We start from the raw sequence: 15,610 nt of genomic DNA, 5'->3' as shown, positions 1-15,610 counted from the left end.
CACCCGCCGTCAGAACCGGTCAACCCGGAAGGGCGTCGGATCGACGAACGGTGTCTCGCCAGTAACCATCTCGGCGATCAAGCGGCCGGTCACCGGGCCGAGTGTGAGGCCATGGTGAGCGTGGCCGAACGAGAACCAGAGATTGGGATGGCGCGGCGCCTTGCCGATGATGGGCATCATGTCCGGCGTGCAGGGCCGCGCGCCCATCCAGGGCTCGTTGTCGAGCCGCTCGGCGAGCGGGAAGAACTCCCGCGCGATGGGCTCGGCCCGCGCGAGCTGCACCGGCGTCTTCATGCCGTCGCGCCGCGCGAATTCGGCACCCGTGGTCAGGCGGATGCCACGTGCCATCGGCACCAGGAAATAGCCGCGCTCCGTGTCGAGCACGGGATGGTTCAGCTTCGCATCACCCGCCGGCCGGTAGTGCATGTGATAACCACGCTTCACCGCGAGCGGCAGCCGGTAGCCGAGCGGCTTCGTTACCATGTCCGCCCATGGCCCCAGCGCCACGACGGCCGTGCCGGCCGTCAGCGGCCCGTGCGGCGTGACGAGGCGCCAGCCTTGCCCGACATTCTCGAGGGTTGCGGCATTGCCCTGGACATAACGGCCGCCGAGAGCCTCGAAATGCTTGAAATAGGCAACGGCCAGCCCATGCGGGTCATTGATCGTCGTCGGCTCGGTCCAGTGCAGCCCGCCGATGAGGACGGGAGCGAGATGCGGCTCTTCCGCCTCAAGCGTCGGCAAGTCGAGGGCCCGATAGCGGAGCCCGAACTCCCGATGCCAGCGCTCGGCCTCAGCCAGCCGCAAGTCGCGCTGCTGGGGCGTGCGGAAGACCTTGAACCAGCCGTCGCGCTTGAAGAACTGCGTGGCGTCCGCCTCGCGCGCCAGGGCGTCGTGCTCCTGAACGCAATGCGCGATCAAGGTCGCGTATTTCTTGGCGATCTCCGCATGACGGGCCGGACGGGAATGGTGCCAGTATTTCCACAGGAAGGGCGCGAGATCGAGCAGCGCCGAGGGGTGATAATGCGCATCGATGGTGCGGTTGAGGCCGTAGCGGAGCAGCGCGCCGAAATCATGTGGGAAGCCATAGGGGTAGACGCCTTCGCTCTGCACCAGCCCGGCATTGCCAAAGGAGGTTTCCTGCGCCGGACCACGGCGATCGAGGAGCACGACGGAGCGACCACGTTTCTGCAGATGAAGTGCAACGGAAATACCAACGATGCCCGCGCCGAGCACCACGACGTCAGATTGCATGGAATCCCTCGATGACCGCGCTGTGAAATGACGAGCTTGCATAGCTTTTCTGGCGGTGCAACACCATCTTCATAAGGCTTTATTGGCTCCTGTGATTTGCCGCACCGCGACGGGCGTGCTACCTGCCGGTCTCGCACATCCTGACCGCTCACCTTGGCAGCAATGGCAACCACATCCATGAGTAGCCCCATTCTCATCGCCCCCTCGATCCTCGCCGCCGATTTCGCCCGTTTCGGCGAGGAAGTGCGTGCTATCGACGCGGCCGGCGCCGACTGGATCCATGTGGATGTGATGGACGGCCATTTCGTGCCGAATATCAGCTTCGGGCCCGAGGTCGTGCGCGCCATCCGCCCGATGACATCGAAGATGCTCGATGTGCATCTCATGATTGCCCCGGTCGATCCCTATCTCGAGGCCTTCGCCAAGGCCGGCGCCGATCTCATCACGGTCCATGCCGAGGCCGGCCCGCACCTGCACCGCTCGCTGCAGACCATCCGGGCGCTCGGCAAGAAGGCGGGCGTCGCGCTCAATCCGGCAACACCCCCGTCAGCCGTCGCCCATGTGCTCGATCTCGTCGATCTCGTGCTGGTGATGAGCGTCAATCCTGGCTTCGGCGGGCAGAGCTTCATTCCGTCGGCCGTGGAGAAGGTCGCCACGATCCGCGCCATGGTCGCCGGGCGCCATATCCATATCGAGGTTGACGGCGGTATCACGGCAAAGACCGCCCCGCTTGTTATCGCCGCAGGTGCCGACGTTCTGGTGGCCGGCTCGGCGGTGTTCAAGGACGGCGCCGCACATTATGCCGGCCATATCGACACTATTCGCAAGGCCGCCGAGACCGCTCGCGGCGAATGGGCCTGAGGCCAAAAGACTTCAAGAGACTGGATGAAGCCAACAGGTTTTGTCAGCATTATAGGTGAGGCCGCCAAGAACAAGACACGGCCGCCCCGCTCAACCGAGGAATAGGTGATGATCCCCCGCTACTCTCGCCCCGAGATGGTTGCTATCTGGTCGCCGGAAACGAAGTTTCGCATCTGGTTCGAGATCGAGGCCCATGCCACGACGGCGCTGGCGGACCTTGGGGTGGTGCCGAAGGAAGCTGCCGACAAGGTCTGGGAGAAGGGCTCCGCTGCCACCTTCGACGTCGAGCGCATCGACGCCATCGAGCGCGAGGTGAAGCACGACGTCATCGCCTTCCTGACCCATCTCTCCGAGATCGTCGGGCCGGAAGCGCGCTTCGTGCACCAGGGCATGACATCGTCAGACGTGCTCGACACCTGCTTCAACGTGCAACTCGTCAAGGCGAGCGACATCCTCCTCAAGGATATCGACATCCTGCTCGCGGCGATCGAGCGGCGCGCCTTCGAATACAAGATGACGCCGACCATCGGCCGCTCGCATGGCATCCACGCCGAGCCGGTCACCTTCGGCCTCAAGCTCGCGCAGGCCTATGCCGAGTTCAAGCGCAACCGCGACCGCCTCGTGGCCGCGCGCGAGGAGGTCGCGACCTGCGCGATCTCCGGCGCCGTCGGCACCTTCGCCAACATCGACCCACGCATCGAGACCTATGTGGCCGACAAGATGGGGCTTGCCGTCGAGCCGGTCTCCACGCAGGTCATCCCGCGCGACCGGCACGCCATGTTCTTCGCGACGCTCGGGGTTATCGCCTCGTCGATCGAGCGCCTCGCCACCGAGATCCGCCACCTCCAGCGCTCGGAAGTCTACGAGGCCGAGGAGTTCTTCTCGGAAGGCCAGAAGGGCTCTTCCGCGATGCCGCACAAGCGCAACCCGGTGCTGACGGAAAACCTCACGGGCCTCGCGCGCATGGTGCGCAGCTACGCGCTGCCGGCGATGGAGAACGTGGCGCTCTGGCATGAGCGCGACATCTCGCACTCCTCCGTGGAGCGCATGATCGGGCCCGACGCGACCGTCACGCTCGACTTCGCGCTAGCACGCCTTGCCGGCGTCATCGACAAGCTCGTGGTTTATCCCGAGAACATGCAGAAGAACCTCGACCGGCTCGGCGGCCTCGTGCATTCTCAGCGCGTCATGCTGGCGCTGACCCAGAAGGGCGTGAGCCGCGAGGACGCCTATCGCCTCGTGCAGCGCAACGCCATGCCTGTCTGGCGCGGCGAGGGCGACTTCCTGACCTTGTTGAAGAACGACCCGGAAGTGATTCAGCGGATTCCGGAATCCGAGCTCGAAGCCTGCTTCGACCTCAGCTATCACTTGAAGCACGTCGACACGATCTTCAACCGCGTCTTCGGCCGAAGCTGAGGAAACCCATGCGCGCCGCCGACCTCGATATCCTGTTCGTGCCGGGCCTCGGCGGCTCCGGGCCCGACCACTGGCAGACCCGGTGGGAGGAGAAGCTCTCGACCGGCGCACGGGTCGAACAGGACGACTGGTCGCGGCTCGCCGTGGAGCCTTGGCGGCAGCGGCTCGTGCAGCGCGTGGCTGAGGCCGGGCGGCCTGTCGTCCTCGTCGCCCATAGCGCCGGCGTCGCGGCGGTGGCGCATGCCGCTCCCCACCTGCCCGCCGGTGTGGTCAAAGGCGCTTTCCTCGTCGCCCCGCCAAGCCGGCGCGCCATGCAGGAGCTCGCGGACTGCGACGCGGATTTCGCCGACGTGCCGGACGCGCGCCTGCCCTTTCCGGCGCTGCTGGTGGCGAGCCAGACCGACCCCTATAGCAGCTTCACCGAGGCTGAGGCGTTTGCGACAGCCTGGGGGGCTGAACTCGCGGATGCGGGCGATAGCGGCCACATCAACGCCGCCTCTGGCCACGGCCCCTGGCCTGAGGGACTGATGCGTTTTGCCGGCTTCCTGAAGCAGCTCGGCTGATGCGAGACACAAAGTCCGTGTCGCCTGGACACGGACTTGTGGCGGGCCTCCCGGCGGGACAGCCCGGTGACGTGCAAGACGCCTATCTGTTGTCGGCGGACAAGAGGCTGCCGACCTTGAAGAGCACGCCGGCAATGGCCGCGCCGATCAGCGGCGCCACGATGAACAGCCAGACCTGTCCAAGCGCTGCCGGATTTGTTCCCGCGCCGACGATTGCCGGGCCGAGCGAACGTGCTGGATTGACCGAAGTACCGGTGATGTTGATGCCGACGAGGTGGACCGCGACCAGGGTGAAGCCGATGGCGAGTCCGGCGAACTGCGAAGGCGCGCCGGACTGGGTCACGCCGAGAATGCAAACGAGGAACAGGAAGGTCGCCACGATCTCGAAGATCAAGGCCGAGGCGAGGTTATACTCGCCGAAATGTCCCGCGCCCCAGCCATTCTGGCCAAGGCCGCCATTCCAGCCGGACGCCTTTCCGGACAGGATGAGGTAGAGCACGACGGCGCCGGCAAGTCCCCCGAGCACCTGCGCTATCCAGTAGGTGATCAGATCGCCGGCCGACATGCGACCCGCGACGAAGACACCGAAGCTGACAGCCGGATTGACATGGCAACCCGAGACCGGACCGATGCCATAGGCCATCGCGACAATCGCCAGACCGAACGCGGTCGCGATGCCCAGCACATCAATCGCCGTGGGCCCCGTGCCCATGCCGGCCACAACCGCCGCGCCGCAACCAAAGAAAACGAGAGCGAATGTTCCAACGAACTCAGCTGCTGCCTTCTTCATGAGTAGCTCCTCACAACCAGCCGGACCAGCCCCGGCAAGCAGAAGCTAAGCGATGGGCGCGACATTCTGTCCATCTCCACATGGGAACGAACGCGTAAAAGTTGTGCAGGGATTCATAAAGGTCACGATTTTCATTCGCATAAGATGCAACACGTATATTATACATGTGTAAGTTGTGTAATTATCGGCTGATATCGACGAATTGTGAGTTGCGCGGGGCGAATCACCATAGTTGGAGGTATTATGGCACCCTATGACGTGGTGTCGGGTGATCGGCGACAGGATGAAGGCATGCCAGGGATGGAGACCTCCGGCGTGATGGCTCTGGTTGTTCACGATCAACGCATTCTCATTGTTCGCCGCGCGGAAGCACCGGACGCGAAACGTTGGAGTTTTCCCGCCGGAAGCGCTGGCAGCGTCCTTATGCGGTTGAGCCGGTGGGCCCTGAGCGGAAGTTATCGCGGTGTCCGTTGAGACCGCGCCTCAGGAATGCGACACGGCGGTCGCCAAGAGCGCCCAAAGCGATCGAAGGGCACTGGAGACGGAGATAAGGGCTATGATGACACTGAATGTGCGAAGCTTCGGGGCGCGGCGCGCCGTCATCGCGGCCGTCCTCGCATGGGGTGCCCTGTTGCTGACAAGCATTGTCCCCGCCCAGGCGGAGGTCCGTCTGGGGAAGAACGTACGCATCGGCGGCCACGATTTCTCCAACCAGACCTATAACAGCAAGCGGCGGGGCGTCATCAATCTCTACGAAGGCAAGCCGCGTAATCCCGGCTGCGTCTGGAAAGCAGATGGTCGCGGCGGCAAGGTCAAGGTGTGCCATCTGCAGCGAGTGCGATGAAATATCTGCTATGTGGCAGCCCAGGGCCCCGCAGCAATTTCTCACGGCGGCCAAACATCCCGCGCCGTAAGAAGATTAATCACCTTCTTTCACTCCACCGAGCTGGGCCTGCTTTGCTGACATTCCCGGAGACTGCGTCAGCGCGTAGCGGCCGGCGTTAGCGCGTAGCGGCCGGCGTTCGCGCGCCTCGAGGCCCTTGTTACGCCCCTACCCTCACGCTATAGAGCGAGGATAGGCTTGGCCCGCGCCTCCTCCCTCCCATCGGGGAAGTATTGCTCATACGGGGTGATAGACCGTCGAACCATCTGTTCGAGCGCCGCATAAGGAGGGATTGCGTTTTCTGCTCGGAATGGAGGTTCTTCGATGAGACTATCCGCCCCGATCTATCAGCTGAAACGCCGCGCCAAGCTCATGGCGCGCAATCAAGACATTGCGCTTCACAAGGCATTGGACCTTGTAGCGAGTGAAGAAGGCTTTGCGAGCTGGAGCCTGCTCTCCGCGCAGGCGGCGCGGCGCCCGACGCCCCCGGAGATGCTTCACCGTCTCGCCGACGGTGATCTGTTGTTGGTGGGGGCGCGCCCCGGACATGGAAAGACACGTCTGGGACTTCAACTTTTACTTGAAGCAGTCCACCAGGGCCGAAGAGGCGTATTCTTCACGCTCGAATACACGGAGCGAGAGGCAAGAGAGCGTATCCGGTTACTGGACGACACCATGTCCGGAATCGGCGATGCCCTGGAAATCGTTGCCTCGGATGACATCTCCGCGGATCTCATCACAAACCATCTGGCGGACGCCGCTCCCGGCACGGTTGCCGTAATTGACTATCTGCAGATCCTCGATCAACGGAGAAACAAGCCCGTCCTGTCGGAGCAGGTCGGCACCCTTCAAGGTTTCGCGGGCAAAACCGGGGTTATTCTGGCCTTCATCTCGCAGATCGACCGTTCCTTTGATCCGCGTATCAGACCATTGCCGGACATGCGGGACATACGCCTGCCCAACCGCCTGGACATGAGCCTCTTCTCTAAGGCCTGCTTCCTGCATGACGGGACAATGCAGTTCCAGCTAATAGCCTGACGGGCTGACAATCGCCCTCGGCATTGGGCCTTATGGCGCGAGCCTCACACAAGCGCTGGCTGGTCGATGGTCCGGCCAGCGCAAACCGCGCCCCCTCGATCCAACAAAAAAAGCCGCCCGAAGGCGGCTTTTCTGAAACGGCTGGACCGTTGATCAGCGCGAATAAAATTCGATGATCAGGTTCGGTTCCATCTGCACCGGATACGGCACATCGCTCAAGGTCGGCACGCGCACGAACTTGGCCACCATCTTGGCGTGATCGGCCTCGACATAATCCGGCACATCACGCTCGGCGAGAGCCACGCTCTCCAGAACGATGACGAGCTGCTTGGAGGCTTCCTTGACCTCGATCACATCGCCGGCCTTCACGAGGTAGCTCGGGATGTTGACACGGCGTCCGTTGACCTTCACGTGACCGTGGTTGACGAACTGGCGGGCGGCGAAGACCGTCGGCACGAACTTGGCGCGGTACACGACAGCGTCGAGGCGGCGCTCGAGCAGGCCAACGAGGTTCTCACCGGAATCACCCTTGAGGCGGATGGCTTCCTGGTAGTAACGACGGAACTGCTTCTCGGAGATCGAGCCGTAGTAGCCCTTCAGCTTCTGCTTGGCGCGGAGCTGCGTGCCGTAATCCGACAGCTTGCCCTTGCGACGCTGGCCGTGCTGACCCGGGCCGTATTCGCGGCGGTTGACGGGGCTCTTCGGGCGACCCCAGATATTCTGGCCCAGACGGCGATCAATCTTGTGTTTCGCCGCAATTCTCTTCGACATCGCGTGTCCTCTCGACAACGAGCTGGTTGAGGAACGCGCCCTCCTCTTCGCCCATCCGACCGGGATGAACAACGACAGATCCGGCAAGCCGGATCACGGGTGCGCAAAAAGCAACACGCGGGCTGGGTAGCCCGCGCGAGCTCAGGTTCTCTATGTCGAGCGGCTGGCGAAGTCAAGCACACGCGGACGTCAGGCTTGTGACGCCGCCGTGGCATGCTCGCCATCGGCGAGCGGCATCGCATCGACGACGATCTCGCGCAGTCCACGCGCGGCAAGCGCACGCCCAAGCTTGTCGGTGAGCGATGCCCCACCGGTGAAGACGGCCTTGGCGGGCCGGGTGGCCCCTGTCTCGCCGAGATGCGGCGCGAAGCCCTGCTCCCCGAGAAGATGGACGGCGCGGCGCGCGATCGCCGGCGCCGAATCGATCCATGTGACGGGCCACGGCGCCAGCCGTTCGAGCTCGGCCCCCAGCAGGGGATAATGCGTGCAGGCAAGGACGACCACATCGGTGCGGCGGCCGTCAGCCTCGACGAAGGCCGGCGCAATTTCCGCCGCGATATCGGCATCGTCGACGCTTTTGCCGGACAGCGCGTCTTCGGCGAGCCCGGCCAGGCGCGGCGCGCCGACCAGGGCGACCGAGCAGTCAGCCGCGAAGCTGGTGATAAGCCCCTGCGTATAGTCGCGCTTCACGGTACCGGCGGTGGCGAGGACGCTGAGCAGCTTGCTCTGGCTGGCCGCCGCCGCGGGCTTGATGGCCGGCACCGTGCCGACGAAAGGCAGGCTGTAGCGGGCCCGCAAGCCCGGCAGAACCAGCGTCGACGCCGTATTGCAGGCGATGACCACGATGTCCGGCTGGTTTTGTGCGATCAGCCGATCCAGCACCCGGTCGACACGCGCGATGAGATTGCCCTCGCTCAGACGCCCGTAAGGGAAGCCCGCGTCATCCGCCGCATAGACGAAATGCGCATCCGGCCTCGCTTTCCGTAGTTCGGCGAGAACCGTGAGCCCGCCAAGGCCCGAATCGAAAACAAGCACTCTCGGGCGTCGCACCAGGGCGTCGGTCGCCCCTAATGCCGCCTCCGCGGGAAGATCGATACGCATCAGGGCCTATCCTCGATCACGCCCAAAGATCACCAACTTCCAACATATCGCGAGATGTCGTTACCGAAGCCTTCCAATTGCGTCGGAATTCCGCACGAGGGCTCGCGGATTACGAATTGTCGTCATCATCCGGGCTGGTATCGCCGGCATGCGACGCCTTGGTGCGGCCGGGACGTGGACCATTGATGCCGCCACGCCGCCCTTTGACCAGCGACACCACAGCCCCGCGCAAGGTGCGCAGATCCTGCTCTGTCATGCCCATGCGGTGAAAGATATTCCGCATATTGCGGATCATCACCGGCTTCTTGTCGGCGGGGACGAAGAACCCGCAGCGATCGAGCTCACCCTCGAAATAGTCGAAGAACGACAGCACCCCCTCGCGGGTCGGGGGTGGTGAACGCTCGGGCGTCGAGAAAAGCAGGGACGCGCCGTTCACCTTCATCCATTCGTACCCGATCAGCAGGACGGCCTGGGCGAGATTGAGCGACGCGAAGGCCGGGTTGACGGGGAAGGTGACGACCGCGTCCGCGAGCGCGATGGCGTCGTTGTCGAGGCCGGAGCGCTCGCGGCCGAAGAGGATGCCCGTGCCCTCCCCGTTCGCGTCGCGCTGGGCGACGTCCGCCATGGCTTCGTCCGCACCGAGAATGCGCTTCATCTGTCCGCGCTCGCGCGCCGTCGTCGCCAACACATAATGAAGGTCGGCGATAGCGGCCTCGACGTCGGGATAGACCCGGGCGGCGTTGATGACGTGGACGGCGCCGGCCGCCGCCGCCTCCGCCTGCGCGTTCGGAAAGGCGTCACGCGGCGCGACAAGCCGGAGATCGGAGAGACCGAAATTCGCCATCGCGCGGGCCGCCATGCCGATGTTCTCGCCGAGCTGCGGCGCGACGAGAATAATCGCGGGTCCCCCGCTGATCATTGCCTTCGAGCGATCCGTGCCTGCCATTCTCTCTCCGGGGGTGCCAATGCCTCGCCAGGGGTCAGGCCGAGGGTGTCAGGCAAAGGGAGCCGAGCCCGACGTGCCAAATCCCTGGGCACAGATTTCAAGCCGCTTGCATCGGACGGCTTCGATACGGAGGGATATAGAGCAAGTCGGCCTTTCGAGGAAACCGATGGCGCGGCACTTTTCGACAGATCGGCCGCGACCACGACACGGCGCCAGCAAGCCCTGCCCCTGCTTGCTCCATTTCGGGACCCTTATTTGTCCTCTCTCTTCACCAATTCGCAAAGAACACCATGCATCCTGTAGGTGTGTATTTTGATTTATACAATTTTAGAGAGTTATCTTCCATGGCGCTGCGGGATTGTCTTGACGGGACCGGCCGACGCCCCGCGCTGCGTCATGCGTTGCACGCGCTGGCCCACAATCGCGCGGGCAATGTCGCGGTCCTCTTTGCCCTCTTGAGCATACCGATGCTCGGCGCGATCGGCGCCGCGATCGACTTTGCCAAGGCGCAATCCATGCAAACGCGCCTGCAGACCGCGCTGGACGCCGCCGTGCTGGCCGGCGTCAACCAGGAGGCCGGCCAGCAGATCGCCCGGGCGCAGGCCGTGTTCGGTCTCAATTTCCTGGAGCCCTCGCTCGCCCTCAATCTGAACTTTCGCGAAAATCCGGATGGAAGCCTGACGGGCCAGGTTTCCACTGATGTCGCCACTACTGTGTCCGCCCTCATCGGCGTCGACAGCCTGCCGGTGAGCACGCTCGCGACGGCGTCTCTCAAGCGAACCCAGAACCGCGTCTGTATCCTGACACTGGATCAAAGTGGGGCGCCCGGTCTGCTCGTCAACAGCGGCGCTGAAGTGATCGCGAGCGAGTGCGAAATTCACGTGCGCGCCACAGGGTTTCCAGCTGCCACCATCAATGCGCTCACGACGCTTGACGTTCAGCGCGTCTGCGTTCGCGGGCACGACGTACTGGTGAATGGCAGCGCGAAGCGACCCGAGACCGGCTGTGAGGCGATCGACGATCCCTTCCGTGGCACCCTACCCACCCCTTCTCTCACGTGCACCGTCTCCTATCCCCCGCCTTACACGGCCGCGTCCGTCACGCTCAGCCCCGGCACATACTGCGGCGACCTGATTTTCCACGGAGGTCCGACCATCGACCTCTTGCCCGGCGTCTATGTCATTCGCGGTCGCATGATGCTGAACGCCGGCACGGTTCTACGTGGCGAGGGCGTCTCCCTCTATTTTCCTGACAGTACCTCGACGATGCAGGCAAACAATGCAGTGCGGCTCGAGCTCACGGCGCCAACCTCAGGCCTCTTCTCCGACATTCTCATATCGGAGCCCCCGGGCCTGCCGCGATCGAGTTTCGTTATCAATGCCGGGCTCGGGCAGGCTTTCCGCGGACTCATATACCTGCCGAGCCGCGACATCACGGTGAATGCGATGACGGGAACGACCGATGCAACTGCACTCGTCGCGAACACGCTGACCCTGAATCAAGGCACCTGGAAGCTGGATGGCGGCAGAAAGGTCATGACCGGGGCCTCCGGCCAGCACAGCGCTTATCTGGTCGATTGATTCGCCTTGAGCCGCGCGGTTTTACAGCCTTTGGACCAACCTTCCTCCGCCGCAGCCCGGTAAGGATGCCGCGATCGATATCTAACGTGCAAAGTCCCCGCCACCGCGTGTTTCCACCCGCCCCACGCGCTCGCTTGACGACCCATAACTGCCTGGTCCTACGTCATTTCATATCCACTTGGTTATGGATTGCGAATGACAGACATGCGCGAGCTTTCCGCTTTCCCGCGCCGGGAATATAAGCGTCCGCTCCACGCGGCTCCCACCCCAACGGCACCGGCTGTGAGCCTCAGGCCGCCCCGGGTCGTGCGGCCCTGCGCGGAAAGCAGCGATGATGGTGTCACAATGCTGCCAGTGGCCCATCGCTGCTTCCCTCATCGCAAATCGCGCTGTAGAAGCAGCGGGACATCGGCGTACGCCCGCGTGCACCGAGACCCATTTTCCTTTTCCCAGCGTGCAGGGGACAATCAATGGCTAAGATCAAGGTGGCGAACCCGGTCGTCGAGCTCGACGGCGACGAGATGACCCGGATCATCTGGCAGCTTATCAAGGACAAGCTGATCCACCCCTATCTCGACATTGATCTGAAATACTACGACCTCGGTGTCGAGCATCGCGATGCCACCAACGATCAGGTCACGGTGGATGCGGCTGAGGCCATCAAGCGCTACGGCGTCGGCGTGAAATGCGCCACGATCACGCCTGATGAAGCCCGCGTGAAGGAGTTCAACCTCAAGGACATGTGGAAGTCGCCGAACGGCACCATCCGCAATATCCTTGGCGGCGTCATCTTCCGTGAGCCGATCATCTGCAAGAACGTGCCTCGCCTGGTCCCCGGCTGGACGCAGCCCTTCGTCATCGGCCGCCACGCCTACGGCGACCAGTACCGCGCCACGGACTTCAAGGTGCCCGGCAAGGGCCGCCTGACCATCAAGTTCGAGGGCGAGGACGGCACGGTCATCGAGAAGGAAGTCTTCAAGTTCCCCGGCGCCGGCGTCGCCATGTCGATGTACAATCTCGACGAGTCGATCCGCGATTTCGCCCGCGCATCGTTCAACTACGGCCTGGCGCGCAAGTACCCGGTCTATCTGTCCACCAAGAACACCATCCTGAAGGCCTATGACGGCCGCTTCAAGGACCTCTTCCAGGAGGTGTTCGACACCGAGTTCAAGGCGCAGTTCGACACGCTCGGCCTCACCTACGAACACCGCCTCATCGACGACATGGTGGCCTCCTGCCTCAAGTGGTCCGGCGGCTATGTCTGGGCCTGCAAGAACTATGACGGCGATGTGCAGTCCGACACCGCCGCCCAGGGCTTCGGTTCGCTCGGCCTGATGACATCAGTCCTGATGACGCCGGATGGCCAGACCGTGGAGGCCGAAGCCGCCCACGGCACCGTGACCCGCCATTACCGCGAGCATCAGAAGGGCAAGGAGACCTCGACGAACTCCATGGCCTCGATCTTCGCCTGGACCCGCGGCCTGCTCCATCGCGCCAAGCTCGACGACAATGCCGATCTCAAGCGCTTCGCGGAAACGCTTGAGAAGGTCTGCGTCGACACGGTCGAGGCGGGCCACATGACCAAGGATCTCGCCCTCCTCGTCGGCGCCGACCAGAAGTGGCTCTCCACCACCGGCTTCCTCGACAAGATCGACGAGAACCTGCAGAAGGCCATGAAGGCCTGAGCCAGCCCTTCCATCGCGACAGGCTCATCGAATGACAGGAGCCGCCGGGTCCATGCCCGGCGGCTTCTCTTTTGCCGCGACAACGCCGGGAGCCCAGGAGGCCACGCTTGCTACGTCTGCCGCGACACGCGAAACATAGGCGTAGCGGTAATATGGCTGTATAATGTGGCGTCGCGATCAATCGGAGGATGAATTCAAGCGCGCCTGGAGCAGCGGAAACGCAAAGCGGTGATCCTGCTCGGCATCGAGCTTGCGGCCGGCGCAATCCGGAGCGGAGCATCCGGCCGGGCGACGAGGAGCACCTGGGTAAAGGGCATAGACGTCCTGGATAACGCCAAGTTTTATATGATCGATTTGAGCCGCGGTAACTTTTTGAATTCTGTCGTTCCGGTGGAAGCCTGAAGCGCCTTTACCCAGAAGGCAGGCCGCAAGAGGGACATCCCCCCCCCCGGGCACTTCACGTGGCGGGAAAGAAGCTCAAGGGAGGACGACGCTCTATGCTTCAGACGGGCAAGGATGCGCCCCAGCACGACGCAGAAGCCCTCCGCATCCTCCTCGTGGAGGATCAGCCTGTGGTTCGCCTCACGACGAGCGACATGCTCAGCGACCTCGGCCATATCGTCGAGGAGGCGGCCGACGCGCAATCTGCGATCGCCTATGTTGAAACCGGCGCGCCTATCGACGTCTTGATCACTGACATTGGCCTGCCGGATATCAGCGGCACGACACTCGCTGAAGAATGCCGACGGCACCTGCCCGGTCTTAGCGTCATCTTCGTGAGTGGCACTGATGCTGGACGTTTGGACGCCATCCTCGAAGACCGGCAATATCGCTTTCTCGAAAAGCCATTCCGGACCCGCGATCTCGAACGCATGCTGGTCGAGATCGCCAGCTCATAGGCCAAGCGTCTACCCGTAGGATCTGCTCTGCGACCCATTCCTGTTTCGGAAAAAGCAGCCGCCAGAAATTCTCGCACCCCACCACTGGACGGACTTTGACCGTCATCAAACCGATCTGCGTGATCCCATGTTTGTAGCATGGAAAAGCCGCAGCACTGCGGGCAGCGCTCACTCGGAAGTTGCTCAGCAGAGATAAAATCCGCGCGCCACCACCAGTTATTAACCACCAAGGTATATAATCTTCTTATTCATAAAATATTCATAAAAACAATAGCGATGCACTTAAAATATTCACACTTAAGCGTTTTTTATTCTTGGAGTAGCGGCGCATGAGAGTAATTGATATTAATTGCCATCTCAGGGGAATTACCGCTCACACATCGAGCGCCGGCGCTTTAGCTGGCCCTGCACAGCGGCACAGCGACGAATATCACATCGCAAACCAGCGCACGAATAGCCAGACCACGCTGGGATTTCTCGGGATAGGAATTCCGGTAGCCGTCATCGGCATAGTCAGCGCGCTGAACCCGGCTCACGCGCAGTCGGGGGCGACGCCCTACTACAGCGCTAATGATGGTGGAACGCCGCAGACAAATTCAGACGGCAAAGGCGCGATTGGCAAGTTCTCAATCGCTGCTGGCGCTGGCACGGTGGCCACAAGTGAGCTTTCATCAGCCTTGGGTTATTCAGTAACGGTCAATGGAGCCAAAGCAAGTGCCTTTGGCGCCAATAGTACAGCCGATGGCGCGGAGACAGCGGCCTTCGGCTATAAGTCGAAAGCATTTGCTGCGTCGGCGACAGCGTTAGGCGCTTTGACCGAAGCTACCGGGCTTGCCGCAACCGCGGTCGGGGCTAACAGCAGCGCAGCCGGAGAGGCGGCAACCTCCGTCGGTTTCATGGCGAAAGCCACAGGCTTTCGCGCCAACGCCGTTGGCACGTTCAGCGAAGCGAGCGGAGCCGGGGCCTTGGCCCTTGGTACAGATGCCAATGCGAGTATCGACAACTCCGTCGCGCTTGGCGCGGCGTCAATTACGAATGGGACGCAAACCGCGACAAGCGCGGGCACGACAACCTACGCCTCCGCCACCATCGCCGGACAAACCTACGGCTATGCCGCCGGCGCGGCGGTTGGCGTCGTCAGCGTCGGCAGCGCCGGCGCCGAGCGGCGCATCCAGAACGTGGCGGCGGGCCTCGTGACAGCAACGTCAACCGACGCGATCAACGGCTCGCAACTCTACGCCGGCATCAGCAACCTGCAGGTGCAGATCAACAATCTGACCAATACCGGCGGTGGCAGCAGTGGCGGTGGTAGCGGCGGCGACCCTGGCCTGTCACAGCAGGTCGGTCAGAACACAGCCGATATCGCGGGTCTCCAGGGTCGGATGGACCGGATAACCACCGATATGAATACGGGTTTCGCAACGTTGCGAAGCGAGATGACCAAAAAGGAAAAGCTCGCGAATGCCGGCATTGCCTCAGCGGCAGCGATCGGCATGATCCGCTACGACGACAGGCCGGGCAAGTTCTCGACGGGCTCGGCCATCACAAGTCATCGCCGCCAGGCCGCGATCTCGGTTGGCGCAGGCTACACCTCGGAAAGCGGCAACTGGCGCTTCTCGGCGGCGGGCGCGTTCTCCCCGACCAATTGGAAGGCAGAGGCGACGGTCGGCGCCAGCGCCACCTATACCTGGAACTGATCGGCAATGCCCGCTTCTGTCTTTCAAGGGACCGGCCGAAGCCCAAGGGGCACCGTCGCGCCGCGAGAAACGTAGCGCGCATGCGTGGGGCCTCATACTTCGTGATGATCTCGCGAAGCATGCGCCTGC

Annotated in this window: 14 protein-coding genes; 9 read left to right on the top strand and 5 right to left on the bottom strand. The window is 62.9% G+C overall.

Translation table 11 applies throughout. The features are described from left to right. Nucleotides 1-9 precede the first annotated feature (9 nt). Entirely contained in the window at nt 10-1,251 is a 1,242-nt protein-coding gene (locus KIO74_RS02170) for an NAD(P)/FAD-dependent oxidoreductase (RefSeq protein ID WP_213330100.1), read from the bottom strand. Nucleotides 1,252-1,428: 177 nt separating this feature from the next. On the opposite strand from KIO74_RS02170, the gene rpe reads away from it, so the two are divergent. The 3 genes from rpe (at nt 1,429) to KIO74_RS02155 (ending at nt 4,091) form a co-directional block, all read left to right on the top strand. Then, nucleotides 1,429-2,112 (top strand): ribulose-phosphate 3-epimerase, encoded by a 684-nt coding sequence (gene rpe / locus KIO74_RS02165; protein WP_213330098.1) that lies wholly within the window; start codon nt 1,429-1,431, stop codon nt 2,110-2,112. Nucleotides 2,113-2,220: 108 nt separating this feature from the next. Next, nucleotides 2,221-3,528, top strand: a complete 1,308-nt coding sequence (gene purB / locus KIO74_RS02160; RefSeq protein WP_213330096.1) for an adenylosuccinate lyase — start codon at nt 2,221-2,223, stop codon at nt 3,526-3,528. 8 nt (nt 3,529-3,536) lie between these two features. Further along, nucleotides 3,537-4,091, top strand: a complete 555-nt coding sequence (locus KIO74_RS02155) for an RBBP9/YdeN family alpha/beta hydrolase (RefSeq protein WP_213330094.1) — start codon at nt 3,537-3,539, stop codon at nt 4,089-4,091. 82 nt (nt 4,092-4,173) lie between these two features. Here the strand turns inward: KIO74_RS02155 and KIO74_RS02150 are convergent, their stop codons facing one another. Beyond that, nucleotides 4,174-4,881 carry an aquaporin gene (locus KIO74_RS02150; RefSeq protein WP_213330092.1) on the bottom strand — a complete coding sequence of 236 codons (708 nt, stop codon included), beginning with the start codon at nt 4,879-4,881 and terminating at the stop codon, nt 4,174-4,176. A 556-nt stretch (nt 4,882-5,437) separates the two neighbouring features. On the opposite strand from KIO74_RS02150, the gene KIO74_RS02145 reads away from it, so the two are divergent. Both KIO74_RS02145 and KIO74_RS02140 read left to right on the top strand, forming a co-directional pair. Further along, on the top strand, nt 5,438-5,725 hold the full coding sequence (locus KIO74_RS02145) for a hypothetical protein (protein ID WP_249730829.1): 288 nt from the start codon (nt 5,438-5,440) through the stop codon (nt 5,723-5,725). A gap of 363 nt (nt 5,726-6,088) precedes the next feature. Next, a complete protein-coding gene (locus KIO74_RS02140) occupies nt 6,089-6,802 on the top strand; it encodes a DNA helicase (protein ID WP_213330090.1) in 714 nt (237 codons plus the stop codon). 153 nt (nt 6,803-6,955) lie between these two features. Here the strand turns inward: KIO74_RS02140 and rpsD are convergent, their stop codons facing one another. From rpsD to KIO74_RS02125, 3 genes are all read right to left on the bottom strand, one after another. After that, a complete protein-coding gene (gene rpsD, locus KIO74_RS02135) occupies nt 6,956-7,573 on the bottom strand; it encodes a 30S ribosomal protein S4 (protein ID WP_213330088.1) in 618 nt (205 codons plus the stop codon). Between the two features lie 189 nt (nt 7,574-7,762). Beyond that, on the bottom strand, nt 7,763-8,674 hold the full coding sequence (gene murI, locus KIO74_RS02130) for a glutamate racemase (RefSeq protein WP_213330085.1): 912 nt from the start codon (nt 8,672-8,674) through the stop codon (nt 7,763-7,765). A gap of 109 nt (nt 8,675-8,783) precedes the next feature. After that, nucleotides 8,784-9,620, bottom strand: a complete 837-nt coding sequence (locus KIO74_RS02125; RefSeq protein WP_213330083.1) for an RNA methyltransferase — start codon at nt 9,618-9,620, stop codon at nt 8,784-8,786. A 344-nt stretch (nt 9,621-9,964) separates the two neighbouring features. Between KIO74_RS02125 and KIO74_RS02120 the strand changes: the two genes are divergently transcribed. The 4 genes from KIO74_RS02120 to KIO74_RS32130 all read left to right on the top strand — a co-directional run bounded on the left by KIO74_RS02120 (nt 9,965) and on the right by KIO74_RS32130 (nt 15,481). Beyond that, nucleotides 9,965-11,200: a TadE/TadG family type IV pilus assembly protein gene (locus KIO74_RS02120; protein WP_213330081.1), complete on the top strand. Its 1,236-nt coding sequence runs from the start codon at nt 9,965-9,967 to the stop codon at nt 11,198-11,200. A 470-nt stretch (nt 11,201-11,670) separates the two neighbouring features. Continuing rightward, nucleotides 11,671-12,885 carry an NADP-dependent isocitrate dehydrogenase gene (locus KIO74_RS02115; protein ID WP_213330079.1) on the top strand — a complete coding sequence of 405 codons (1,215 nt, stop codon included), beginning with the start codon at nt 11,671-11,673 and terminating at the stop codon, nt 12,883-12,885. 497 nt (nt 12,886-13,382) lie between these two features. Then, nucleotides 13,383-13,784 (top strand): response regulator, encoded by a 402-nt coding sequence (locus KIO74_RS02110; protein ID WP_213330077.1) that lies wholly within the window; start codon nt 13,383-13,385, stop codon nt 13,782-13,784. A gap of 329 nt (nt 13,785-14,113) precedes the next feature. Next, nucleotides 14,114-15,481: a YadA-like family protein gene (locus KIO74_RS32130; RefSeq protein ID WP_213330075.1), complete on the top strand. Its 1,368-nt coding sequence runs from the start codon at nt 14,114-14,116 to the stop codon at nt 15,479-15,481. Nucleotides 15,482-15,610: the final 129 nt, after the last annotated feature.

Origin of the sequence: Chelatococcus sp. HY11 (genome assembly GCF_018398335.1) — a bacterium.
Classification (GTDB): domain Bacteria; phylum Pseudomonadota; class Alphaproteobacteria; order Rhizobiales; family Beijerinckiaceae; genus Chelatococcus.
Note: the sequence above shows the minus strand (reverse complement) of the source record. Positions and strands in the feature narration are given on the sequence as shown.

Bases quoted from the DNA above. Each gene is read 5' to 3' on its own strand.
- KIO74_RS02170 (WP_213330100.1), bottom strand. From the start codon at position 1,251: ATGCAATCTGACGTCGTGGTGCTCGGCGCGGGCATCGTTGGTATTTCC.
- rpe (WP_213330098.1), top strand. From the start codon at position 1,429: ATGAGTAGCCCCATTCTCATCGCCCCCTCGATCCTCGCCGCCGATTTC.
- purB (WP_213330096.1), top strand. From the start codon at position 2,221: ATGATCCCCCGCTACTCTCGCCCCGAGATGGTTGCTATCTGGTCGCCG.
- KIO74_RS02155 (WP_213330094.1), top strand. From the start codon at position 3,537: ATGCGCGCCGCCGACCTCGATATCCTGTTCGTGCCGGGCCTCGGCGGC.
- KIO74_RS02150 (WP_213330092.1), bottom strand. From the start codon at position 4,881: ATGAAGAAGGCAGCAGCTGAGTTCGTTGGAACATTCGCTCTCGTTTTC.
- KIO74_RS02145 (WP_249730829.1), top strand. From the start codon at position 5,438: ATGATGACACTGAATGTGCGAAGCTTCGGGGCGCGGCGCGCCGTCATC.
- KIO74_RS02140 (WP_213330090.1), top strand. From the start codon at position 6,089: ATGAGACTATCCGCCCCGATCTATCAGCTGAAACGCCGCGCCAAGCTC.
- rpsD (WP_213330088.1), bottom strand. From the start codon at position 7,573: ATGTCGAAGAGAATTGCGGCGAAACACAAGATTGATCGCCGTCTGGGC.
- murI (WP_213330085.1), bottom strand. From the start codon at position 8,674: ATGCGTATCGATCTTCCCGCGGAGGCGGCATTAGGGGCGACCGACGCC.
- KIO74_RS02125 (WP_213330083.1), bottom strand. From the start codon at position 9,620: ATGGCAGGCACGGATCGCTCGAAGGCAATGATCAGCGGGGGACCCGCG.
- KIO74_RS02120 (WP_213330081.1), top strand. From the start codon at position 9,965: ATGGCGCTGCGGGATTGTCTTGACGGGACCGGCCGACGCCCCGCGCTG.
- KIO74_RS02115 (WP_213330079.1), top strand. From the start codon at position 11,671: ATGGCTAAGATCAAGGTGGCGAACCCGGTCGTCGAGCTCGACGGCGAC.
- KIO74_RS02110 (WP_213330077.1), top strand. From the start codon at position 13,383: ATGCTTCAGACGGGCAAGGATGCGCCCCAGCACGACGCAGAAGCCCTC.
- KIO74_RS32130 (WP_213330075.1), top strand. From the start codon at position 14,114: ATGAGAGTAATTGATATTAATTGCCATCTCAGGGGAATTACCGCTCAC.